Raw genomic sequence first — 19,755 nt, forward strand, 5'->3', positions numbered from 1 at the left:
TGAGCCAGGACGGCGCCTGGGCGCCCGGTGGTCAGCCGGCGAGGCGGCGCATGGTCTCCACCGTGCGGAGGCGGCCCTCGCGGCTGTCGTCGAGCGGCTGGAGGTTGAGCGTGGTCACCCCGGCCGCCGCGAAAGCGGCGATCCGCTCTGCCACGTACGACTCCGGCCCGATCAGCGAGGTGGCGCGCACCAGGTCCTCCGGGACGGCGGCCGCTGCCTCGTCCTTGCGGCCGGCCAGGTACAGCTCCTGGATGGCCTCCGCCTCCTGCTCGTAGCCGTAGCGGCGGGCCAGGTCGTTGTAGAAGTTCTTCCCCTTGGCGCCCATGCCGCCCACGTACAGCGCGATGCCCGGCCGGACCGCCTGCACCAGGTGGTCGACGTCCTCACCGACGGCGACCGGGACGCCGACGACGACGTCCAGCTCGCCGAGGGCGGGGTCGCGCCTGGCCTTGCCGGCCTCGAGCGAGGCGCCCCACACGTCGTCGGCGCGCTCGGGGTGGAAGAAGATCGGCTCCCACTTCTCGGCGATCTCCGCGGCCAGCTCGACGTTCTTCGGCCCCAGCGCGGCCAGCAGCACCGGCACCCGCTCGCGCACGGGGGTGTTGATGAGCTTGAGCGGCTTGCCGAGTCCGGAGCCCTGCTCGGCCGGCAGCGGCACGGTGTACTTCTTGCCCTCGTGGACCAGCCGCTCGCGGCGCCACACCTGCCGGCAGATCTCCACGATCTCCCGGGTGCGCTGCAGCGGGGCGTCGTAGGGGACTCCGTGCCAGCCCTCGATCACCTGGGGCCCGGAGGCGCCGAGCCCCAGGGTGAACCGGCCGTCGGACACGAAGTCCAGCCCGGCCGCGGTCATCGCGATGAGCGCCGGCGTGCGGCTGTAGATGGGGAAGATCCCGCTCATCAGCTCGACCCGCTCGGTCACCGCCGCCAGGTACCCCAGCTGGCTCACCGCGTCGAACGTGTAGACCTCGGCGACCATCGCGACGTCGAGCCCGGCGGACTCCAGGTCGCGGATCTCCGCCGCCGTCTGCTTGAAGTCCCCGCTGTAACTGGCCTGGATGCCTATGCGCATCCGCGGAGGCTACCGGTCACCCGGCCCGCCGCGAGGCCCGTCTCAGAGCGGGCGGACGGTGCCGATCACGTGCGTGACGACGCGGACGCCGTCGACGTCGTGGGGCACCCGGACGCCGGCCCGGGCGTCGGTGAGGTCCACCCGGACGACGTACTCGGTGTCCTGCCGGGACAGCCCGACCGCGGCGATGCCGGGGTCGGCGGCGAGGCGCGCGGCCAGCGCGCTCTTGGCGGCCCGGGCGGTGGCACGGTCGGTCATGGGCCCATGGTGCCCCCGACAGCCGCTCCGTGGCGGGTCTGCGCCCCTACCGGGCGACCCAGTCGAGGTCGAGCAGGCGCAGCACCGTGGCCAGCGGGTTGGCGAAGGTGACGCCGCCACCGTTGCTGCCGCCCTCGGTGGAGCCCGCGAACAGCAGCCCCAGCGGTGCCCGGTCGCTGCTGCGCCAGATGACCGAGCCGCTGTCGCCGCCGGCGCTGAACGCACCGGTCAGGCCCTCGATCTCCACCTGGTCGTCGAAGGTGTGCACGCCGTCGTCGTACTGGACGCCCACGCCGTCGACCTCGACCGCGGTGATCCGGCCGCGGGTGTGCCCCGTCGTCCGGCCGACCTTCTCCACCAGCTCGTCCGGGTCCACGTCGTCCACGGCGGCGACGGCGGCCGCCAGCGGCCCGCCGGGCAGGGCGCCCGGGTCGGCGTCCACGCCGGCGTCCAGCGCGGCCACCGCGGCGTCGACGAGGTTGCCGGGCGCGTCGGTGAACCGGACCCAGCCGATCAGCGTGCCGACGCGGTCGGCGGGGGTGCCGCCGTCGGCCACCCCGGGCTGCAGGACGGGGTCGCCCTCGGTGGCCGCGTCGCTGGCGGCCAGCACGTGGTTGTTGGACAGCACGAGCAGCCCGTCGGTGCCGCGCCGGCGGACGACCCCGCCGAGTGTGCCCGCGGTGACGTCCGGGTGGCTCACCGACAGCCCGGGGCGCAGCGGCCGCACCCGCTGCTGCAGCTCCTCCGGCGTCCAGCCGCCGGGGGAGCGCAGCGGCCGCACCGGCCCGATCACCCGGACGTCGACCTCCTCGCGGGCCGCGTCGTCCAGGCCGGCCAGCACGACGTCAGCGTCGGCGCGGTCGATCAGCCGGATGGCCAGGTGCACCTGGTCGGGGCCGACGGGCGCCAGGCCGAGGGCCACCCCGCTCCAGCGCGTCGGGACGCCGAGCGCGCTCGCCGCGGAGCCGGGGGACTCGGTCAGCCGCTGCGACAACCGGGCCTTGAGTTCGCGAGCTGAGTCGGGGAGCACGGCGGTACCTCCGGGGGAGCGGGACGTGAGCGGTCAGGGACCGACGGTAGGGCGGGGGGCCGACAGGAGCGACGTGACCGCGTCCCGCCGACGTGCCCGCGGGTCCTCCCCATCGGTGCCGCGCTCCGGTACCGTCCCCGGCACACGTCTCCCGGAGGGTTGCCCGGCCCCCGGGGAATGCCCTCCACACGACCGCGGTTGGTACCGAGCAGACCGGCTGGCCCGGCGCACGGCCCACATGTCGACCCGGCTTTGACCGGGTCGAGAGGGCCGGGTACTGTGGTCAGCTGTGCCCAGGGTGTCCTGGGCCTGCTCCCGTTCGTGGTGCACCTGGGTGTCCTCCGGTCCTCTGGACCGGACGCTGACCAGGGGTCACTCCCGCCTCCGGCGGGGCCCGCCGCAAGGCGGGGTGGCCGCTCCGAGAGGCGAGGGGCGACGAGTCCGGCCCGACCAGCTGGCCGGTTCTCGCGGAGGGCGACACGCCCGAACGCGGGGGCCGGACGATGGTCCACGGTCAGAATCGGACGGGCCGGGCGACCGGGCACACCACAGCACGCACCACATCCACAGCACGACCCAGCGCAGGTAGGAGATCCAGGCCACCCATGCCCACGATCAACCAGCTGGTCCGCAAGGGCCGCGAGGACAAGGTCGAGAAGACCAAGACCCCGGCGCTGAAGGGTTCCCCCCAGCGCCGCGGGGTGTGCACTCGCGTGTACACCACGACCCCCAAGAAGCCGAACTCGGCGCTGCGCAAGGTCGCCCGCGTCCGGCTGACCAGTGGCATCGAGGTGACCGCCTACATCCCGGGCGTCGGCCACAACCTGCAGGAGCACTCGATGGTGCTCGTGCGCGGCGGCCGGGTGAAGGACCTCCCCGGCGTTCGCTACAAGATCATCCGTGGCTCGCTGGACACCCAGGGCGTCCGCGGCCGCAAGCAGGCTCGCAGCCGCTACGGCGCGAAGAAGGAGAAGAGCTAATGCCGCGCAAGGGCCCCGCGCCGAAGCGTCCGCTCGTCGTCGACCCGGTGTACCAGTCGCAGCTGGTGACCCAGCTCGTGAACAAGGTGCTCGTCGACGGCAAGCGCTCGATCGCCGAGGCGATCGTCTACGGCGCCCTCGAGGGCGTGCGCGCCAAGAACGACACCGACCCCGTCGTCACGCTCAAGCGTGCGCTGGACAACGTGAAGCCGGCCCTCGAGGTCCGCAGCCGCCGCGTCGGTGGTGCGACCTACCAGGTGCCGATCGAGGTCCGTCCCTCCCGCAGCACGACCCTCGGCCTGCGCTGGCTCATCCAGTACAGCCGGGCCCGTCGCGAGAAGACGATGACCGAGCGCCTCACCAACGAGCTGCTGGACGCCAGCAACGGTCTGGGCGCCGCGGTCAAGCGCCGCGAGGACACCCACAAGATGGCCGAGTCCAACAAGGCCTTCGCGCACTACCGCTGGTGACGTCAGTCCCCCAGCAGCCGCTGCCCGCGGTGTACCCGGGCGACCCCCGGGCACCGCGCACGGACGAGAAGGAAGAGGAGTAAGGGAATGGCCCAGAACGAGGCCCAACTCGCCAAGACCCGCAACATCGGGATCATGGCGCACATCGACGCCGGCAAGACGACGACGACCGAGCGGATCCTCTTCTACACCGGTATCAACTACAAGATCGGTGAAGTCCACGACGGCGCGGCCACGATGGACTGGATGGAGCAGGAGCAGGAGCGCGGCATCACCATCACGTCCGCCGCGACGAAGTGCTCCTGGAACGGCTTCGACATCAACATCATCGACACCCCCGGGCACGTCGACTTCACGGTCGAGGTGGAGCGCTCGCTGCGCGTCCTCGACGGTGCCGTCGCGGTCTACGACGGTGTCGCCGGCGTGGAGCCGCAGACCGAGCAGGTCTGGCGGCAGGCCGAGAAGTACGGCGTCCCGCGCATGTGCTTCGTCAACAAGCTCGACCGCACCGGCGCGGACTTCTTCCGCTGCGTCGACATGATGGTCGAGCGGCTGAACGCCAACCCGCTGGTGCTGCAGCTGCCGATCGGTGCCGAGGCCGACTTCATCGGCGTCGTCGACCTGGTCCAGATGAAGGCCCTCACGTGGCGCGGCGAGACCAAGCTGGGCGAGGACTACGCGGTCGAGGAGATCCCGGCCGAGCTCGCCGACCAGGCCGCCGAGTACCGCGAGAAGCTGCTCGAGAACATCGCGGACTTCGACGACTCGCTGATGGAGGACTACCTCGGTGGCGAGGACATCGCCATCGACCGCCTGAAGGCGGCCATCCGCAAGGCGACCATCGCCGGCCAGGTCAACCCGGTCGTCACCGGCTCGGCGTTCAAGAACAAGGGCGTCCAGCCCATGCTCGACGCCGTCACCGACTACCTGCCCAGCCCGCTGGACATCGAGGCGATCGTCGGCACCGCGCTCGACGGCGAGACCGAGGTCCTGCGGCACGCCGACGAGAACGAGCCGTTCTCCGCGCTGGCCTTCAAGATCCAGACCGACCAGCACCTGGGCAAGCTGACCTACATCCGCGTGTACTCCGGCAAGCTGGACGCCGGGTCCCCGGTGCTGAACAGCACCAAGGACCGCAAGGAGCGGGTCGGCAAGATCTACCAGATGCACGCCAACAAGCGCGAAGAGCGCCAGGGCGTGGGTGCCGGCGAGATCGTGGCCGTCAACGGCATGAAGCAGACGACGACGGGCGACACGCTCTGCGACCCGCAGAAGCCGGTCATCCTCGAGTCGATGACCTTCCCGGCGCCGGTCATCTCGGTGGCCATCGAGCCGAAGACGAAGAGCGACCAGGAGAAGCTGGGCACGGCCATCCAGAAGCTGGCCGAGGAGGACCCGACCTTCCAGGTGCGCCTGGACGAGGAGACCGGCCAGACCGTCATCTCCGGCATGGGCGAGCTCCACCTGGAGATCCTGGTCGACCGCATGCGGCGTGAGTTCAACGTCGAGGCCAACGTCGGCAAGCCGCAGGTGGCCTACCGCGAGACGATCCGCAAGACCGTCGAGCGCTACGACTACACGCACAAGAAGCAGACCGGTGGTTCCGGCCAGTTCGCGAAGGTGCAGATCGCCCTCGAGCCGCTCCCCATGAGCGGTGACTCGGCGACCTACGAGTTCGAGAACAAGGTCACCGGTGGTCGCATCCCGCGGGAGTACATCCCGTCGGTCGACCAGGGCATGCAGGACGCCATGCAGTTCGGTGTCCTCGCCGGCTACCCGATGGTGGGGGTCAAGGCCTCGCTGCTGGACGGCCAGTACCACGAGGTCGACTCCTCGGAGATGGCCTTCAAGATCGCCGGCTCGATCGCCTTCAAGGAGGCGGCGCGCAAGGCCAGCCCGGCCCTGCTCGAGCCGCTGATGGCCGTCGAGGTCGTCACCCCGGAAGAGAACATGGGCGACGTCATCGGCGACCTCAACTCCCGCCGCGGCACCATCCAGGCGATGACCGAGCGCTCCGGCGCCCGGGTCGTCACCGCCCTGGTCCCGCTGTCGGAGATGTTCGGCTACGTGGGTGACCTGCGCAGCCGCACCCAGGGACGGGCGAGCTACACCATGGTGTTCGACTCGTACGCCGAGGTCCCGGCCAACGTCGCCAAGGAGATCATCGCCAAGGCGACCGGCGAATAGTCACCCTGCCGGTCGCGGGGCAACCCGCGACCGGCCTGCACCGCCCGTTCCCCAGACTCGCGCACGACTGCGAAAAGACACGGAGAGAGGATCCCAGTGGCCAAGGCCAAGTTCGAGCGGACCAAGCCGCACGTCAACATCGGCACCATCGGGCACATCGACCACGGTAAGACGACGCTGACCGCGGCGATCACCAAGGTCTTGCACGACAAGTACCCGAACCTCAACGAGGCGTCCGCGTTCGACCAGATCGACAAGGCGCCCGAGGAGAAGGCCCGCGGCATCACGATCTCGATCGCCCACGTCGAGTACCAGACCGAGAACCGCCACTACGCGCACGTCGACTGCCCCGGGCACGCCGACTACATCAAGAACATGATCACCGGTGCCGCGCAGATGGACGGCGCGATCCTGGTGGTTGCGGCGACCGACGGCCCGATGCCGCAGACCAAGGAGCACGTCCTCCTGGCCCGCCAGGTCGGCGTCCCCTACATCGTCGTGGCGCTCAACAAGTCCGACATGGTCGACGACGAGGAGATCCTCGAGCTCGTCGAGCTCGAGGTCCGCGAGCTGCTCAGCGAGTACGAGTTCCCGGGCGACGACCTCCCCGTGGTCCGCGTGTCCGCGCTGAAGGCCCTCGAGGGCGACGCCGAGTGGGCCGACAAGCTCATGGAGCTCATGGACGCCGTCGACTCGGCCATCCCCGAGCCCGAGCGTGAGATCGACAAGCCGTTCCTCATGCCCGTCGAGGACGTCTTCACCATCACCGGTCGCGGCACCGTCGTCACCGGTCGCGTGGAGCGCGGCATCGTCAAGGTCTCCGAGGAGATCGAGATCGTCGGCATCCGCCCGACCTCGTCGAAGACCACGGTCACCGGCGTCGAGATGTTCCGCAAGCTGCTCGACCAGGGCCAGGCCGGTGACAACGTCGGTCTGCTGCTGCGCGGCATCAAGCGCGAGGACGTCGAGCGCGGCCAGGTCGTCGTGAAGCCGGGTTCGATCACCCCGCACACGAACTTCGAGGGCTCGGTCTACATCCTCTCGAAGGACGAGGGTGGCCGGCACACGCCGTTCTTCAACAACTACCGCCCGCAGTTCTACTTCCGCACCACGGACGTCACCGGCGTCGTCACGCTGCCTGCCGGCACCGAGATGGTCATGCCCGGCGACAACACCGAGATGACGGTGGAGCTGATCCAGCCCATCGCCATGGAGGAAGGCCTGCGCTTCGCGATCCGTGAGGGTGGCCGCACCGTCGGCGCCGGCCGGGTCGTCAAGATCAACAAGTGACACCCTGACGGGCGGCGGCCTCACCAGGCCGCCGCCCGTCAGCCGGGTCGGGAGAGCCGACCCCGGGTCAGCAGACCCATCTGAACTTTCACAACCGATCGGCAGGAGCGAAGACACCGATGGCGGGACAGAAGATCCGCATCCGGCTGAAGGCCTACGACCACGAGGCGATCGATGCCTCGGCGCGGCGCATCGTGGACACGGTGACGAAGACCGGAGCGCGCGTCGTCGGCCCGGTGCCGCTGCCGACGGAGAAGAACGTCTACTGCGTCATCCGTTCGCCGCACAAGTACAAGGACTCGCGCGAGCACTTCGAGATGCGCACCCACAAGCGGCTCATCGACATCCTCGACCCGACGCCGAAGACCGTCGACGCGCTCATGCGCATCGACCTGCCGGCGTCCGTCGACGTCAACATCCAGTAAGGGCTGTTCCAGACATGGCGAGCACATTCCGTGGTCTCCTCGGCGAGAAGCTGGGGATGACCCAGGTCTTCGACGAGAACAACCGCATCGTGCCGGTGACCGTCGTCAAGGCGGGCCCGTGCGTGGTCACCCAGGTCCGCACCCCGGAGAAGGACGGCTACTCCGCCGTCCAGCTCGGGTTCGGGGCGATCGACCCCCGCAAGGTGAACAAGCCCGAAGGCGGGCACTTCGCCAAGGCGGGCGTCACCCCCCGGCGGCACGTGGTCGAGCTGCGCACCGAGGACGCCGGCGACTACACGGTCGGCCAGGAGCTGACCACCGACGTGTTCGAGGGCGTGACCAAGGTCGACGTCATCGGCACCAGCAAGGGCAAGGGCACCGCCGGTGTCATGAAGCGTCACGGCTTCAAGGGCCTCGGCGCTGGACACGGCACCCACCGCAAGCACCGCGCGCCGGGCTCGATCGGCGGGGCCTCGACCCCGGGTCGTGTCTTCAAGGGCATGCGCATGGCCGGCCGGATGGGCGTGGCCACCACGACCACCCTGTCGCTGAAGGTGCACGCGGTCGACGCCGAGAAGGGCCTCGTGCTGATCAAGGGCGCCGTTCCCGGCCCGCGCGGCGGGCTGCTGCTCGTCCGTTCCGCGGTCAAGGGCGGCCCCGTGGGGAGTGACACCAAGTGAGCCAGTCGATCGCCGCCCAGAAGGCGCAGTCGCGGACCGACCGTGAGGTCTCCGTCCGGACCCCGTCCGGTGAGACCACCGGCAGCGTGACGCTGCCCGGAGACCTCTTCGACGCCAACGCCAACGTCTCGCTGATGCACCAGGTCGTCGTGGCCCAGCTGGCTGCGGCCCGCCAGGGCACGCACTCGACCAAGACGCGGGCGCAGGTCAGCGGTACGGGCGCCAAGCCCTACCGGCAGAAGGGCACCGGCCGCGCCCGTCAGGGTTCGCTGCGTGCGCCGCAGTTCGCCGGCGGTGGCGTCTCGCACGGGCCGCAGCCGCGCAGCTACGACCAGAAGACCCCCAAGAAGATGAAGGCCGCCGCGCTCCGTGGCGCCCTGTCCGACCGGGCCCGCGAGGACCGCGTCCACGTGGTCAGCGCCTTCGTCGAGGGCGATGCCCCGTCGACCAAGGCCGCCATCAAGGTCCTGGACGCCGTCACCGCCGCCAAGCGCGTGCTGGTCGTCCTCGACCGGGACGACGTCCTCAACTGGGTGAGCCTGCGCAACGTGCCGCGGGTCCACCTGATCGAGGCCGGCCAGCTCAACACCTACGACGTGCTGGTGGCCGACGAGGTCGTCTTCACCGAGACCGCGCTGGCCGAGTTCGTCTCCGGCCCCGGCGCGGGTGCCACCGGCGAGGCCAGCTCGGCCGAGCTGCCCGACCTCAGCACCACCGAGGTCGAGGAGTCCGCTCCCTCGATCGTCCTGCCTGCTGACGGGGCGACCACCGAGGACACCACTGAGGAGAAGGCATGAGCGTCCGCGACCCCCGGGACGTCCTGCTGTCCCCGGTCATCTCGGAGAAGAGCTACGGGCTCCTGGACGAGAACAAGTACACGTTCATCGTCCGGCCCGACGCCAACAAGACGCAGATCAAGATCGCTGTGCAGCAGGTCTTCAACGTGAAGGTCCTCGCCGTCAACACGATCAACCGTCAGGGCAAGCGGAAGCGCTCCAAGGGCGCCGTGATGGGCAAGCGCAAGGACACCAAGCGCGCCATCGTCTCCGTGGCTCCCGGCGACCGCATCGAGCTCTTCGGGGGCCCGGGCGCCTGACGGCCCCGGACCACCGATCGGACCAGAGGACTCTGAGGAACCATGGCCATCCGTAAGTACAAGCCGACGACGCCGGGCCGCCGCGGCTCGTCCGTCGCCGACTTCGCCGAGGTCACCCGCGACCACCCCGAGAAGTCGCTGGTCCGGCCGCTGCACGGCCGCGGTGGACGCAACGTCCACGGCCGCGTCACCGCGCGCCACCAGGGCGGCGGGCACAAGCGCGCCTACCGGCTGATCGACTTCCGCCGGGCGGACAAGGACGGCGTGCCGGCCAAGGTCGCGCACATCGAGTACGACCCGAACCGCACCTCGCGCATCGCGCTGCTGCACTTCGCTGACGGGGAGAAGCGCTACATCATCGCCCCGGCGAAGCTGAAGCAGGGCGACACCGTCGAGTGCGGCCCCGCGGCCGACATCAAGCCGGGCAACAACCTGCCGCTGCGCAACATCCCGGTCGGTACGGTCATCCACGCCATCGAGCTGCGGCCCGGTGGCGGCGCGAAGATCGCCCGCTCGGCCGGCACCAGCGTCCAGCTGGTGGCCCGCGAGGGCCGCTTCGCCCAGCTGCGCATGCCGTCCGGCGAGATCCGCAACGTCGACGTCCGCTGCCGCGCCACCATCGGCGAGGTCGGCAACGCCGAGCAGTCCAACATCAACTGGGGCAAGGCCGGCCGGATGCGGTGGAAGGGCAAGCGCCCGACCGTCCGCGGTGTCGCCATGAACCCGGTCGACCACCCGCACGGTGGTGGTGAGGGCAAGACCTCCGGTGGCCGGCACCCGGTCAACCCGAAGGGCAAGCCGGAGGGCCGGACGCGCAAGCGGAAGGCCAGTGACGCCCTGATCGTGCGCCGCCGGCGCACCAACAAGAAGCGCTGAGCGGGTAGAGGAGCCGACAGACATGCCACGCAGCCTGAAGAAGGGCCCGTTCGTCGACGACCACCTGCTCGCCAAGGTGGACGCCCAGAACGACAAGGGCACCAAGAACGTCATCCGCACCTGGTCGCGTCGCTCGACGATCATCCCCGACATGCTCGGGCACACGATCGCCGTGCACGACGGCCGCAAGCACGTCCCGGTGTTCGTCACCGAGGCGATGGTCGGGCACAAGCTCGGCGAGTTCGCGCCCACGCGCACCTTCCGTGGGCACGTCAAGGACGACCGCCGGTCGCGGCGCGGCTGACCAGGTAGAGAAGAGAGTCTGATGACTTCCCAGTTGGGACAGGAGACGCCGGTCGCCCGGGCCACGGCCCGGTTCGTCCGCGTCACCCCCATGAAGGCACGCCGAGTGGTGGACCTGATCCGCTACCTGCCGACCGACGAGGCACTCGCCCTGCTGCGCTTCGCGCCGCAGAGCGCGAGCGAGCCGGTCGCCAAGGTCGTCGCGAGCGCCGTCGCCAACGCAGAGCACAACCTGCAGTTGGACCCGGCAGCGCTCGTCGTCTCGGCCGCCTACGTCGACGAGGGCCCCACGCTCAAGCGGATCCGTCCGCGTGCGCAGGGCCGGGCGTTCCGCATCAACAAGCGGACCAGCCACATCACCGTCGAGGTGAGCGAGGTGACCACCAGCGCGGAGCTCGCGCAGCGGTCGCGCAAGGCACGTCGGGACACCGGTCAGTCCGGCCCCGCCACCCAGCAGCAGAAGAGCAACACGAGGGGAGGGACCCGCTAGTGGGTCAGAAGGTCAACCCGCACGGGTTCCGGCTCGGCATCACCACCGACTACAAGTCCCGGTGGTACGCGGACAAGCTGTACGCCGACTACGTCAAGGAAGACGTGGCCATCCGCAAGCTCATGGGCAAGGGCATGGAGCGCGCCGGCATCTCGAAGGTCGAGATCGAGCGCACCCGTGACCGGGTCCGTGTCGACATCCACACCGCGCGCCCGGGCATCGTCATCGGCCGCCGCGGCGCCGAGGCCGACCGCATCCGCGGCGAGCTGGAGAAGCTCACCGGCAAGCAGGTGCAGCTGAACATCCTCGAGGTCAAGAACCCCGAGTCGGACGCGCAGCTGGTCGCCCAGGGCGTCGCCGAGCAGCTCTCCAGCCGGGTCAGCTTCCGCCGGGCCATGCGCAAGGCGATGCAGTCCGCGCAGCGCAGCCCGCAGGTCAAGGGCATCCGGGTGCAGTGCTCCGGTCGCCTCGGCGGCACGGAGATGAGCCGGTCGGAGTTCTACCGCGAGGGCCGGGTGCCCCTGCACACGCTCCGCGCGAACATCGACTACGGCATCTACGAGGCCCGCACGACCTTCGGCCGCATCGGCGTGAAGGTCTGGATCTACAAGGGCGACGCCAGCGGCTCGCGCGCCGAGCGGGAGGCCCTCGAGGCCCTCGCCCAGCGTCAGCAGCGCCGTGAGCGGGCCCAGCGCCCGCAGCGCCGGTCGGGTTCGACCGGCACCACCGCCGGTGGGACCGAGGCCGGTCGCGCCGCGGCAGAGGTCCCGGCCGGTCCGGTGGAGGACGCCACGGCAGCTGCCGTGGCGGCCACCTCCGGTGAGGCCGCTCCCGAGCAGAGCGTCGGCGAGGCCGTCGGCGCCGAGGGCACCGCGACGGCCCAGGCCGCCGGTGCCGAGAACACGGAGGCCTGATCATGCTGATCCCCCGTCGGGTCAAGCACCGCAAGCAGCACCACCCGAGCCGCTCGGGTGCTGCCAAGGGCGGCACCGCGATCAACTTCGGTGACTACGCGATCCAGGCCCTCGAGCCCGCGTACGTCACGAACCGCCAGATCGAGTCCGCCCGTATCGCCATGACCCGCCACATCAAGCGTGGCGGCAAGGTGTGGATCTCGATCTACCCCGACCGTCCGCTGACCAAGAAGCCGGCCGAGACCCGCATGGGCTCGGGCAAGGGCTCGCCGGAGTGGTGGGTGGCCAACGTCAAGCCGGGCCGGATCATGTTCGAGCTGTCCGGTGTGGCCGAGCCCGTGGCCCGCGAGGCCATGCGCCGCGCGATCCACAAGCTGCCCATGAAGTGCCGCTTCATCACTCGCGAAGGAGAGGTGTGATGGCCGCCGGCCTGTCCGCGCCCGAGCTGCGCGAGCTGTCCGCCGACGAACTGGCCACCCGGCTGCGTGAGTCGCGCGAAGAGCTGTTCAACCTGCGGTTCCAGGTGGCCACCGGCCAGCTGGACAACAACCGGCGACTGCAGACCGTCCGCCGTGACATCGCCCGGATCTACACGATCATGCGCGAGCGCGAGCTGGGTCTCTCGGTCGCCCCGAACGAGGGTGTGGCATGAGCGAGAGCGAGCTGACGCAGACCGCCAGCGGCCCGGGTCTTGCCGGCCGTGGCTACCGCAAGGTCCGTGAGGGCCTCGTGGTCAGCGACAAGATGCACAAGACGATCGTGGTCGAGGTCGAGGACCGCGTGAAGCACGGCCTGTACGGCAAGGTCCTGCGCCGCACGAGCAAGCTCAAGGCGCACGACGAGGACAACACCGCCGGCATCGGCGACCGGGTGCAGATCATGGAGACGCGCCCGCTCTCCGCCACCAAGCGCTGGCGCCTGGTGTCGGTCGTCGAGAAGGCCAAGTAAGCAGTTCGGCACCGGCCTCCCGAGGCCGGTGGTCCAGGAGTACCCTGGACCACTGGCGCGCCCCCTGGGTGCGCGCCGCATCCCGGTTCCCGTGCTCGGACGCACCGGCGGCTCTGCTGCCGGTGCGTCCGCACGTGGGCACCGGACAGCCGGTTCACCGATCCGGTCCGGCTGTCGCCACAGAGATTCAGGAGCAGGAAGTGATCCAGCAGGAGTCGCGACTGCGAGTCGCCGACAACACCGGGGCCAAGGAGATCTTGTGCATCCGCGTGCTCGGCGGGTCGGGGCGGCGCTACGCGGGCATCGGTGACGTCATCGTCGCCACCGTCAAGGACGCGCTGCCCGGCGCCGGCGTGAAGAAGGGCGACGTGGTCAAGGCCGTCATCGTCCGCACGGTCAAGGAGCGTCGGCGTCCCGACGGTTCCTACATCCGCTTCGACGAGAACGCCGCGGTCATCATCCGCGACAGCGGCGACCCGCGCGGCACGCGCATCTTCGGCCCCGTGGGCCGGGAGCTCCGCGACAAGCGCTTCATGCGGATCATCTCGCTCGCCCCGGAGGTGTTGTGACCATGGCTCGGCCGGCCAAGCAGGTGCAGAGCGGGAAGACCCCGTCCATGAAGGTCAAGAAGGGCGACCAGGTCGTCGTCCTGTCCGGCAAGGACAGAGGTGCGAAGGGCCGCGTCATCGCCGCCTTCCCCAAGACCCAGAAGGTCCTCGTCGAGGGCATCGGCCGGGTGAAGAAGCACACCCGGATCAGCACCAGCCAGCGCGGTGCCCAGTCGGGCGGCATCGTCACCCAGGAGGCCGCCGTCCACGTGAGCAACGTGATGGTCATCGACTCCGAGGACAAGCCGACCCGGGTCGGTTACCGCAAGGACGAGGAAGGCCGCAGCATCCGGGTCTCGCGGCGCACCGGTAAGGACCTCTGACCATGAGCGCACCCACCCGCGAGCTGCCCCGCATGCTGGCCCGTTACCGCGAGGAGATCGCGCCGGCGCTGCAGTCGGAGTTCGGCTACCCGAACGTCATGCAGATCCCCGGCCTGGTCAAGATCGTCGTCAACATGGGCGTCGGCGAGGCCACCCGTGACGCCAAGCTGATGGACGGCGCGGTCCGCGACCTCACCGCCATCACCGGCCAGAAGCCCGCCGTCGTCCGCGCCCGCAAGTCCATCGCGCAGTTCAAGCTGCGCGAGGGCATGCCGATCGGCGCGAAGGTCACCCTCCGCGGCGACCGGATGTGGGAGTTCCTGGACCGGCTGCTGTCGCTGGCCCTGCCCCGCATCCGTGACTTCCGTGGTCTGAGCCCGAAGCAGTTCGACGGGCACGGCAACTACACGTTCGGTCTGACCGAGCAGTCGATGTTCCGCGAGATCGACGTCGACAAGATCGACCGGCCGCGCGGCATGGACATCACCCTGGTGACCACCGCCACCACCGACGAGGAGGGTCGCGAGCTGCTCAGCCTGCTCGGCTTCCCCTTCGCCGGCCAGACCGTCGTGAACGCGACCCGCTGAGCGCGGGCGAGGAGACCCAGAGATGGCCAAGAAGGCTCTTGTCAACAAGGCGGCTCGCACGCCCAAGTTCAAGGTGCGGGGTTACACCCGCTGCCAGCGCTGCGGGCGTCCGCACGCCGTCTTCCGCAAGTTCGGCCTGTGCCGGATCTGCGTCCGCGAGATGGCGCACGCCGGCGAGCTGCCCGGCGTGACCAAGTCCAGCTGGTGAAGGACCCCGGTGCCACCCGCGACACACGTCGTCGGCGGCACCGGGGCCACCCCGGGTCCAGGCCCGGACCAGCACGTCACCACCCACCGATGCACCACCGATCGCCGTAGGCCCTGCGCCAAGTCCACGTGACCCAGCGCGTGCGGAACCGCGGTGAGAGAGGCAACACCGACACATGACGATGACCGACCCGATCGCGGACATGCTCACGCGGCTGCGGAACGCCAACCAGGCGTACCACGACGCAGCTGCCATGCCGTCGTCGAAGCTCAAGACCCACATCGCCGAGATCCTCCAGAAGGAGGGTTACATCGGCGGCTGGACCGTGAACGACGTCGAGGTGGACGGCCACGTCCGCAAGGAGCTCGTGGTCACCCTCAAGTACGGCCCGAACCGCGAGCGCAGCATCGCCGGCGTCCGACGGGTGTCCAAGCCCGGCCTGCGCGTGTACGCGAAGTCGACCTCCCTGCCCAAGGTCCTCGGCGGTCTCGGGGTGGCGATCATCTCCACCTCCACCGGGCTGCTGACCGACAAGCAGGCGAACAAGAAGGGCGTGGGTGGGGAAGTCCTCGCCTACGTCTGGTAAGAGGAGCGAGCAGACATGTCACGGATCGGACGACTCCCGATTCCGGTGCCGAGCGGTGTGGACGTAGCGATCGACGGTCGCACGGTCAACGTCTCCGGCCCGAAGGGGAAGCTCAGCCACACGGTGGCCGCTCCCATCACCGTCGAGCGCGGTGAGGAGGGCACGCTGCTGGTGCAGCGGCCCGACGACGCGCGCGAGAGCCGTGCCCTGCACGGCCTCTCCCGCAGCCTCATCGCCAACATGATCACCGGCGTCACCCAGGGCTACGACAAGACCCTGGAGATCGTCGGCGTGGGCTACCGCGTGCAGGCCCGCGGGTCGGACCTCGAGTTCGCCCTCGGCTTCAGCCACCCCGTCATCGTGAAGGCCCCCGAGGGGATCTCCTTCACCGTCGAGGCGCCGACCCGCCTGCGGGTGAGCGGCATCGACAAGCAGCAGGTCGGTGAGGTCTCCGCCAAGATCCGCAAGATCCGCAAGCCCGACCCGTACAAGGGCAAGGGCGTGCGGTACCAGGGCGAGGTCGTCAAGCGCAAGGTCGGGAAGACGGGCAAGTGATGGCACAGGCAGCCAAGACCGAGAAGGGTGCACGGGTGCACAAGCCCGTCGGCACCGACGTCAGCACTGCGCGCCGCGTCTCGCGGCTGCGCCGTCACAACCGCCTGCGCAAGCGGGTGGGTGGCACGCCGGAGCGTCCGCGCATGGTCGTCAAGCGCAGCTCCCGGCACATCCACGTCCAGGTCGTCGACGACACCGTGGGCCGTACCCTGGCCAGCGCGTCGACCATGGACGCCAGCCTGAAGGGCGCCGAGGGCGACAAGTCCGCCCTCGCCCGCCAGGTCGGTGCCCTGGTCGCCGAGCGCGCCAAGGCCGCCGGCATCGCCGCGGTCGTGTTCGACCGGGGCGGCAACCGGTACGCCGGGCGCATCGCCGCCGTGGCGGACGGCGCCCGCGAGGGCGGGCTGGACTTCTGATGACCACCATGAACGAGATCGAGAGGGACGTCTGATGCCAGGACCACAGCGACGCGGCGGTGGCGCCGGCGGGACGGGTGGCCCCGGTAACGCCGGCGGCGGCAACGACCGCCGTGACCGTCGTGACGGCGGCCGCGGCCCCGGCGGGCCCGCCGAGAAGAGCCAGTTCATCGAGCGCGTGGTGGCGATCAACCGCGTGTCCAAGGTCGTCAAGGGCGGTCGGCGCTTCAGCTTCACCGCGCTGGTGATCGTGGGTGACGGCGACGGCATGGTCGGCGTCGGCTACGGCAAGGCCAAGGAGGTGCCCGCGGCCATCGCCAAGGGCGTCGAGGAGGCCAAGAAGCACTTCTACAAGGTGCCCCGCATCGCCAGCACCATCCCGCACCCCGTGCAGGGTGAGGCGGCGGCCGGCGTCGTGCTGCTCAAGCCGGCCAGCCCGGGTACCGGCGTCATCGCCGGTGGTCCGGTGCGCGCCGTCCTGGAGTGCGCGGGGATCCACGACATCCTCTCGAAGAGCCTCGGCTCCTCGAACCCGATCAACATCGTCCACGCGACCATGCAGGCGCTCAAGGACCTCGTCCGTCCCGAGGAGATCGCGGCTCGCCGCGGTCTGCCCCTGGAGGACGTCGCCCCGGCCGCCATGCTGCGCGCGCGGGCCGGTCAGGGGGTCTGAGATGGCTCAGCTGAAGGTCACCCAGACCAGGTCGGCCATCGGCACGAAGCCGAACCAGCGCCAGACGCTGCGTTCGCTCGGGCTGAAGCGGCTCCACGACTCGGTCGTCAAGGAGGACCGTCCCGAGATCCGCGGGATGGTCGCGACGGTGCCGCACCTGGTCACCGTCGAAGAGATCGTCTGAGACTGGGCGAGGAGGAACACTGACATGACTCTCAAGGTGCATCACCTGCGTCCGGCTCCCGGCGCCCACACCAAGAAGACCCGGGTGGGTCGCGGTGAGGGCGGCAAGCGCGGCAAGACGGCTGGTCGCGGTACCAAGGGCTCCGGCGCCCGCGTGCAGGTCTCGGCCCGCTTCGAGGGCGGCCAGACGCCGCTGCACATGCGGCTGCCGAAGCTCTCGGGCTTCACCAACAACAACAAGGTGGTCTTCCAGGTCGTGAACCTGGACCGGATCGCCTCGCTGTTCCCGCAGGGCGGCCGCATCGACCCGGACACGCTGGCCGACGCCGGCGCCGTCCGGCGTGGCCACCCGGTCAAGGTCCTCGGGACCGGCGAGCTCGGCGCGGTGAAGGTCGACGTGCAGGCGCACGCCTTCTCCCGCTCCGCCGAGGAGAAGATCGGCGCTGCCGGGGGCTCGACCACCCAGCTCTGAGCTAGGACCACCCCCCGCCCGCGCCCGGCGTGGGCCCGGGGGGTGGACGCCAGGGACCACCTGGCACCTGACGCGGCCCGGCGGCCTCTGAGACCGCCGGGCCGCGTCTTGCTAATGTCGACCGACCAACTCGGGGAGGGCACGTGCTGCAGGCGTTCGCCGCGGCGTTCCGGACGCCAGACCTCCGGCGCAAGCTGTTGTTCTCCCTGGCGCTGATCGCCGTCTACCGGCTGGGCGCCAGCGTGCCCGGCCCCGGCGTCTCGATCGAGGCGATCAACAGCTGCCTCGACCAGGCCAACGCCTCCGACCAGCGCGACGTCTACTCGCTGGTGAACCTGTTCTCCGGCGGGGCGCTGCTGCGGCTGTCGGTGTTCGCGCTCGGCATCATGCCGTACATCACCGCGAGCATCATCGTCCAGCTGCTGGTCGTGGTGATCCCGCGGTTCGAGCAGCTGAAGAAGGAAGGGCAGTCGGGTCAGGCGAAGCTGACCCAGTACACCCGCTACCTCACGATCGCGCTCGCCGTGCTGCAGAGCACCGGCATCATCGCGCTGGCCCGCAGCGGGCAGCTGTTCCCGAACTGCCAGCAGGAGATCATCCCGTCGGACTCGGTGTGGACCACGGTCGTCCTGGTCGTCACGCTGACCGCCGGCACCGCCGTCATCATGTGGCTGGGCGAGCTGCTGACCGAGAAGGGGATCGGCAACGGCATGTCCGTGCTGATCTTCACCTCGATCGCGGCCCGCATCCCGGCCGAGGGCGGCGCCATCCTGCAGAGCCGCGGCGGCTTCGTCTTCGCCCTCATCTGCGTGCTCGCGGTGCTGATCATCGCCTCGGTGGTCTACGTCGAACAGGCCCAGCGCCGCATCCCGGTGCAGTACGCCAAGCGCATGGTCGGCCGCCGGATGTACGGCGGGACGTCGACCTACCTGCCGCTGAAGGTCAACCAGGCCGGCGTCATCCCGGTCATCTTCGCCTCGTCGCTGCTGTACCTGCCGCAGCTGATCACCCAGCTGCAGGGCGACTCGACCGGCCCCGTCCGCCGGTTCTTCGAGAACTACGTGGTCAACCAGAGCAGCCCGGTGCACATCGCGGTGTACTTCGCGCTGATCGTCTTCTTCACGTACTTCTACGTGTCGATCACGTTCAACCCGGAGGAGCGGGCCGACGACATGAAGCGCTACGGCGGCTTCATCCCCGGCATCCGCCCCGGCCGTCCCACCGCCGAGTACCTGCAGTACGTGCTGTCCCGGATCACCCTCCCGGGCGCCATCTACCTGGGTCTGGTGGCCGTGCTGCCCAACCTGTTCCTGTCCGTCACGCAGGAGGGGCAGAACCAGAACTTCCCGTTCGGCGGGACCGCGGTGCTGATCATGGTGGGAGTGGGCTTGGAGACGGTGAAGCAGATCGAGACGCAGCTCAACCAGCGCAGCTACGAAGGGTTCCTCCGCTAGTGCGCATCGTCCTGCTGGGCCCCCCCGGAGCGGGCAAGGGGACCCAGGCGCAGATCATCGCCGGCCGGCTCGGGGTGCCCGCGATCTCCACCGGCGACATCTTCCGCGCGAACGTCAGCGGGCAGACCGAGCTGGGCCAGAAGGCGAAGACCTACATGGACGCCGGGGACCTCGTCCCCGACGCGATCACCGTGGCGATGGTCTCCGACCGGCTGGCCGACCCGGACGCCAAGGCCGGCTTCCTGCTCGACGGGTTCCCGCGGACGATCGCCCAGGCCGAGCAGCTGCGTGACTCGCTGGCCGAGATGGGCCACTCGCTGGACCGGTGCCTCGAGCTCGTCGTCGACGAGGACGAGCTGGTCCGCCGGCTCTCCGGCCGGCGCATGCTCGTCGACGGCGCCTGGGTCCAGCGCGACGACGACAAGCCCGAGACCGTCCGGCACCGGCTGGAGGTCTACCGGGAACAGACGGCGCCGCTGTCGGGGTTCTACGAGCAGGCCGGTCAGCTGACCCGGATCGACGCGATCGGCGAGATCGACGAGGTCACCCGGCGGGCGCTCGAGGCCCTCGGTGCCGCGGACGACGACCGTCCCACCGAGGACTGAGACCGCGGGGTCACGGTGCACGGCGAACGCGGAGCCGCCCTGCTGGGCCGGCTGCCGCTGCTGGCG

Annotated in this window: 30 protein-coding genes; 27 read left to right on the forward strand and 3 right to left on the reverse strand. The window is 70.1% G+C overall.

The window, feature by feature from the left end:
- Positions 1–31: 31 nt before the first annotated feature.
- The 3 genes from HL054_RS13740 to HL054_RS13750 are packed head-to-tail and all read right to left on the reverse strand — an operon-like array spanning position 32 to position 2,360.
- Entirely contained in the window at positions 32–1,072 is a 1,041-nt protein-coding gene (locus tag HL054_RS13740; RefSeq protein ID WP_369139566.1) for an LLM class F420-dependent oxidoreductase, read from the reverse strand.
- 42 nt (positions 1,073–1,114) lie between these two features.
- On the reverse strand, positions 1,115–1,330 hold the full coding sequence (locus HL054_RS13745; RefSeq protein WP_369139567.1) for a hypothetical protein: 216 nt from the start codon (positions 1,328–1,330) through the stop codon (positions 1,115–1,117).
- Positions 1,331–1,376: 46 nt separating this feature from the next.
- Positions 1,377–2,360: a hypothetical protein gene (locus tag HL054_RS13750; protein ID WP_369139568.1), complete on the reverse strand. Its 984-nt coding sequence runs from the start codon at positions 2,358–2,360 to the stop codon at positions 1,377–1,379.
- Positions 2,361–2,965: 605 nt separating this feature from the next.
- Here HL054_RS13750 and rpsL point away from each other — a divergent pair.
- The 27 genes from rpsL to HL054_RS13885 all read left to right on the forward strand — a co-directional run bounded on the left by rpsL (position 2,966) and on the right by HL054_RS13885 (position 19,689).
- The gene (rpsL, locus tag HL054_RS13755; RefSeq protein WP_026857010.1) at positions 2,966–3,340 is read left to right on the forward strand and encodes a 30S ribosomal protein S12; all 375 of its coding nucleotides are present in this window, start codon (positions 2,966–2,968) and stop codon (positions 3,338–3,340) included.
- On the forward strand, positions 3,340–3,810 hold the full coding sequence (gene rpsG, locus HL054_RS13760; protein WP_369139569.1) for a 30S ribosomal protein S7: 471 nt from the start codon (positions 3,340–3,342) through the stop codon (positions 3,808–3,810). The genes rpsL and rpsG overlap by 1 nt, the downstream gene beginning before the upstream one ends.
- Positions 3,811–3,897: 87 nt before the next feature.
- On the forward strand, positions 3,898–5,997 hold the full coding sequence (fusA, locus tag HL054_RS13765; RefSeq protein WP_369139570.1) for an elongation factor G: 2,100 nt from the start codon (positions 3,898–3,900) through the stop codon (positions 5,995–5,997).
- Positions 5,998–6,093: 96 nt separating this feature from the next.
- Complete coding sequence (gene tuf / locus HL054_RS13770) at positions 6,094–7,287, forward strand: elongation factor Tu (protein ID WP_369139571.1); 1,194 nt, start codon at positions 6,094–6,096, stop codon at positions 7,285–7,287.
- A 119-nt stretch (positions 7,288–7,406) separates the two neighbouring features.
- Positions 7,407–7,712, forward strand: coding sequence for a 30S ribosomal protein S10 (gene rpsJ / locus HL054_RS13775; RefSeq protein WP_014742859.1), 306 nt, complete (start codon positions 7,407–7,409; stop codon positions 7,710–7,712).
- Between the two features lie 14 nt (positions 7,713–7,726).
- Positions 7,727–8,392, forward strand: a complete 666-nt coding sequence (gene rplC, locus HL054_RS13780; RefSeq protein ID WP_369139572.1) for a 50S ribosomal protein L3 — start codon at positions 7,727–7,729, stop codon at positions 8,390–8,392.
- Positions 8,389–9,189, forward strand: a complete 801-nt coding sequence (gene rplD / locus HL054_RS13785; protein WP_369139573.1) for a 50S ribosomal protein L4 — start codon at positions 8,389–8,391, stop codon at positions 9,187–9,189. Before rplC ends, rplD begins: the two co-directional genes overlap by 4 nt.
- A complete protein-coding gene (gene rplW / locus HL054_RS13790; RefSeq protein WP_014742856.1) occupies positions 9,186–9,488 on the forward strand; it encodes a 50S ribosomal protein L23 in 303 nt (100 codons plus the stop codon). Before rplD ends, rplW begins: the two co-directional genes overlap by 4 nt.
- Positions 9,489–9,530: 42 nt before the next feature.
- The gene (gene rplB / locus HL054_RS13795) at positions 9,531–10,364 is read left to right on the forward strand and encodes a 50S ribosomal protein L2 (RefSeq protein WP_036334274.1); all 834 of its coding nucleotides are present in this window, start codon (positions 9,531–9,533) and stop codon (positions 10,362–10,364) included.
- A 22-nt stretch (positions 10,365–10,386) separates the two neighbouring features.
- Entirely contained in the window at positions 10,387–10,668 is a 282-nt protein-coding gene (gene rpsS, locus HL054_RS13800) for a 30S ribosomal protein S19 (protein WP_153359827.1), read from the forward strand.
- A 21-nt stretch (positions 10,669–10,689) separates the two neighbouring features.
- Entirely contained in the window at positions 10,690–11,157 is a 468-nt protein-coding gene (rplV, locus tag HL054_RS13805; RefSeq protein WP_440347940.1) for a 50S ribosomal protein L22, read from the forward strand.
- Positions 11,157–12,071: a 30S ribosomal protein S3 gene (rpsC, locus tag HL054_RS13810; protein WP_369139574.1), complete on the forward strand. Its 915-nt coding sequence runs from the start codon at positions 11,157–11,159 to the stop codon at positions 12,069–12,071. Before rplV ends, rpsC begins: the two co-directional genes overlap by 1 nt.
- A 2-nt stretch (positions 12,072–12,073) precedes the next feature.
- Positions 12,074–12,490 carry a 50S ribosomal protein L16 gene (rplP, locus tag HL054_RS13815; protein ID WP_138732904.1) on the forward strand — a complete coding sequence of 139 codons (417 nt, stop codon included), beginning with the start codon at positions 12,074–12,076 and terminating at the stop codon, positions 12,488–12,490.
- Entirely contained in the window at positions 12,490–12,723 is a 234-nt protein-coding gene (rpmC, locus tag HL054_RS13820; protein ID WP_091536438.1) for a 50S ribosomal protein L29, read from the forward strand. The genes rplP and rpmC overlap by 1 nt, the downstream gene beginning before the upstream one ends.
- Positions 12,720–13,019, forward strand: coding sequence for a 30S ribosomal protein S17 (gene rpsQ, locus HL054_RS13825; RefSeq protein WP_369139575.1), 300 nt, complete (start codon positions 12,720–12,722; stop codon positions 13,017–13,019). The genes rpmC and rpsQ overlap by 4 nt, the downstream gene beginning before the upstream one ends.
- Positions 13,020–13,219: 200 nt before the next feature.
- A complete protein-coding gene (gene rplN / locus HL054_RS13830) occupies positions 13,220–13,588 on the forward strand; it encodes a 50S ribosomal protein L14 (protein WP_026844850.1) in 369 nt (122 codons plus the stop codon).
- A 2-nt stretch (positions 13,589–13,590) separates the two neighbouring features.
- Entirely contained in the window at positions 13,591–13,950 is a 360-nt protein-coding gene (rplX, locus tag HL054_RS13835) for a 50S ribosomal protein L24 (protein WP_440347941.1), read from the forward strand.
- Between the two features lie 2 nt (positions 13,951–13,952).
- Positions 13,953–14,537, forward strand: a complete 585-nt coding sequence (gene rplE / locus HL054_RS13840) for a 50S ribosomal protein L5 (protein ID WP_369139576.1) — start codon at positions 13,953–13,955, stop codon at positions 14,535–14,537.
- Positions 14,538–14,559: 22 nt separating this feature from the next.
- Complete coding sequence (locus HL054_RS13845) at positions 14,560–14,745, forward strand: type Z 30S ribosomal protein S14 (RefSeq protein ID WP_014742845.1); 186 nt, start codon at positions 14,560–14,562, stop codon at positions 14,743–14,745.
- Between the two features lie 175 nt (positions 14,746–14,920).
- The gene (gene rpsH / locus HL054_RS13850) at positions 14,921–15,331 is read left to right on the forward strand and encodes a 30S ribosomal protein S8 (protein WP_369139577.1); all 411 of its coding nucleotides are present in this window, start codon (positions 14,921–14,923) and stop codon (positions 15,329–15,331) included.
- Between the two features lie 15 nt (positions 15,332–15,346).
- A complete protein-coding gene (rplF, locus tag HL054_RS13855; protein ID WP_369139578.1) occupies positions 15,347–15,886 on the forward strand; it encodes a 50S ribosomal protein L6 in 540 nt (179 codons plus the stop codon).
- Positions 15,887–15,921: 35 nt separating this feature from the next.
- Positions 15,922–16,302 (forward strand): 50S ribosomal protein L18, encoded by a 381-nt coding sequence (rplR, locus tag HL054_RS13860; protein WP_440347942.1) that lies wholly within the window; start codon positions 15,922–15,924, stop codon positions 16,300–16,302.
- A 34-nt stretch (positions 16,303–16,336) separates the two neighbouring features.
- Positions 16,337–16,975, forward strand: a complete 639-nt coding sequence (gene rpsE / locus HL054_RS13865; RefSeq protein WP_369139580.1) for a 30S ribosomal protein S5 — start codon at positions 16,337–16,339, stop codon at positions 16,973–16,975.
- A 1-nt stretch (position 16,976) separates the two neighbouring features.
- The gene (gene rpmD / locus HL054_RS13870) at positions 16,977–17,159 is read left to right on the forward strand and encodes a 50S ribosomal protein L30 (RefSeq protein ID WP_369139581.1); all 183 of its coding nucleotides are present in this window, start codon (positions 16,977–16,979) and stop codon (positions 17,157–17,159) included.
- A gap of 24 nt (positions 17,160–17,183) precedes the next feature.
- The gene (rplO, locus tag HL054_RS13875) at positions 17,184–17,630 is read left to right on the forward strand and encodes a 50S ribosomal protein L15 (protein ID WP_369139582.1); all 447 of its coding nucleotides are present in this window, start codon (positions 17,184–17,186) and stop codon (positions 17,628–17,630) included.
- A 143-nt stretch (positions 17,631–17,773) separates the two neighbouring features.
- A complete protein-coding gene (gene secY / locus HL054_RS13880; RefSeq protein ID WP_369139583.1) occupies positions 17,774–19,084 on the forward strand; it encodes a preprotein translocase subunit SecY in 1,311 nt (436 codons plus the stop codon).
- On the forward strand, positions 19,084–19,689 hold the full coding sequence (locus tag HL054_RS13885; RefSeq protein ID WP_369139584.1) for an adenylate kinase: 606 nt from the start codon (positions 19,084–19,086) through the stop codon (positions 19,687–19,689). Before secY ends, HL054_RS13885 begins: the two co-directional genes overlap by 1 nt.
- Positions 19,690–19,755 lie beyond the last annotated feature (66 nt).

Source organism: Modestobacter versicolor, from assembly GCF_041028285.1.
GTDB lineage: Bacteria > Actinomycetota > Actinomycetes > Mycobacteriales > Geodermatophilaceae > Modestobacter > Modestobacter versicolor_A.

What these genes read in the sequence shown, in the direction of transcription:
- rpsL (WP_026857010.1), top strand. Translation starts at nt 2,966, where the DNA reads ATGCCCACGATCAACCAGCTGGTCCGCAAGGGCCGCGAGGACAAGGTC.
- rpmD (WP_369139581.1), top strand. Translation starts at nt 16,977, where the DNA reads ATGGCTCAGCTGAAGGTCACCCAGACCAGGTCGGCCATCGGCACGAAG.
- HL054_RS13740 (WP_369139566.1), bottom strand. Translation starts at nt 1,072, where the DNA reads ATGCGCATAGGCATCCAGGCCAGTTACAGCGGGGACTTCAAGCAGACG.
- rplE (WP_369139576.1), top strand. Translation starts at nt 13,953, where the DNA reads ATGAGCGCACCCACCCGCGAGCTGCCCCGCATGCTGGCCCGTTACCGC.
- fusA (WP_369139570.1), top strand. Translation starts at nt 3,898, where the DNA reads ATGGCCCAGAACGAGGCCCAACTCGCCAAGACCCGCAACATCGGGATC.
- rplW (WP_014742856.1), top strand. Translation starts at nt 9,186, where the DNA reads ATGAGCGTCCGCGACCCCCGGGACGTCCTGCTGTCCCCGGTCATCTCG.
- rplX (WP_440347941.1), top strand. Translation starts at nt 13,591, where the DNA reads ATGGCTCGGCCGGCCAAGCAGGTGCAGAGCGGGAAGACCCCGTCCATG.
- rplB (WP_036334274.1), top strand. Translation starts at nt 9,531, where the DNA reads ATGGCCATCCGTAAGTACAAGCCGACGACGCCGGGCCGCCGCGGCTCG.
- rplF (WP_369139578.1), top strand. Translation starts at nt 15,347, where the DNA reads ATGTCACGGATCGGACGACTCCCGATTCCGGTGCCGAGCGGTGTGGAC.
- rplC (WP_369139572.1), top strand. Translation starts at nt 7,727, where the DNA reads ATGGCGAGCACATTCCGTGGTCTCCTCGGCGAGAAGCTGGGGATGACC.
- rplP (WP_138732904.1), top strand. Translation starts at nt 12,074, where the DNA reads ATGCTGATCCCCCGTCGGGTCAAGCACCGCAAGCAGCACCACCCGAGC.
- rpmC (WP_091536438.1), top strand. Translation starts at nt 12,490, where the DNA reads ATGGCCGCCGGCCTGTCCGCGCCCGAGCTGCGCGAGCTGTCCGCCGAC.
- rpsH (WP_369139577.1), top strand. Translation starts at nt 14,921, where the DNA reads ATGACGATGACCGACCCGATCGCGGACATGCTCACGCGGCTGCGGAAC.
- rpsJ (WP_014742859.1), top strand. Translation starts at nt 7,407, where the DNA reads ATGGCGGGACAGAAGATCCGCATCCGGCTGAAGGCCTACGACCACGAG.
- rplV (WP_440347940.1), top strand. Translation starts at nt 10,690, where the DNA reads ATGACTTCCCAGTTGGGACAGGAGACGCCGGTCGCCCGGGCCACGGCC.
- rpsS (WP_153359827.1), top strand. Translation starts at nt 10,387, where the DNA reads ATGCCACGCAGCCTGAAGAAGGGCCCGTTCGTCGACGACCACCTGCTC.
- rpsE (WP_369139580.1), top strand. Translation starts at nt 16,337, where the DNA reads ATGCCAGGACCACAGCGACGCGGCGGTGGCGCCGGCGGGACGGGTGGC.
- HL054_RS13745 (WP_369139567.1), bottom strand. Translation starts at nt 1,330, where the DNA reads ATGACCGACCGTGCCACCGCCCGGGCCGCCAAGAGCGCGCTGGCCGCG.
- rpsG (WP_369139569.1), top strand. Translation starts at nt 3,340, where the DNA reads ATGCCGCGCAAGGGCCCCGCGCCGAAGCGTCCGCTCGTCGTCGACCCG.
- rpsQ (WP_369139575.1), top strand. Translation starts at nt 12,720, where the DNA reads ATGAGCGAGAGCGAGCTGACGCAGACCGCCAGCGGCCCGGGTCTTGCC.
- rplO (WP_369139582.1), top strand. Translation starts at nt 17,184, where the DNA reads ATGACTCTCAAGGTGCATCACCTGCGTCCGGCTCCCGGCGCCCACACC.
- HL054_RS13845 (WP_014742845.1), top strand. Translation starts at nt 14,560, where the DNA reads ATGGCCAAGAAGGCTCTTGTCAACAAGGCGGCTCGCACGCCCAAGTTC.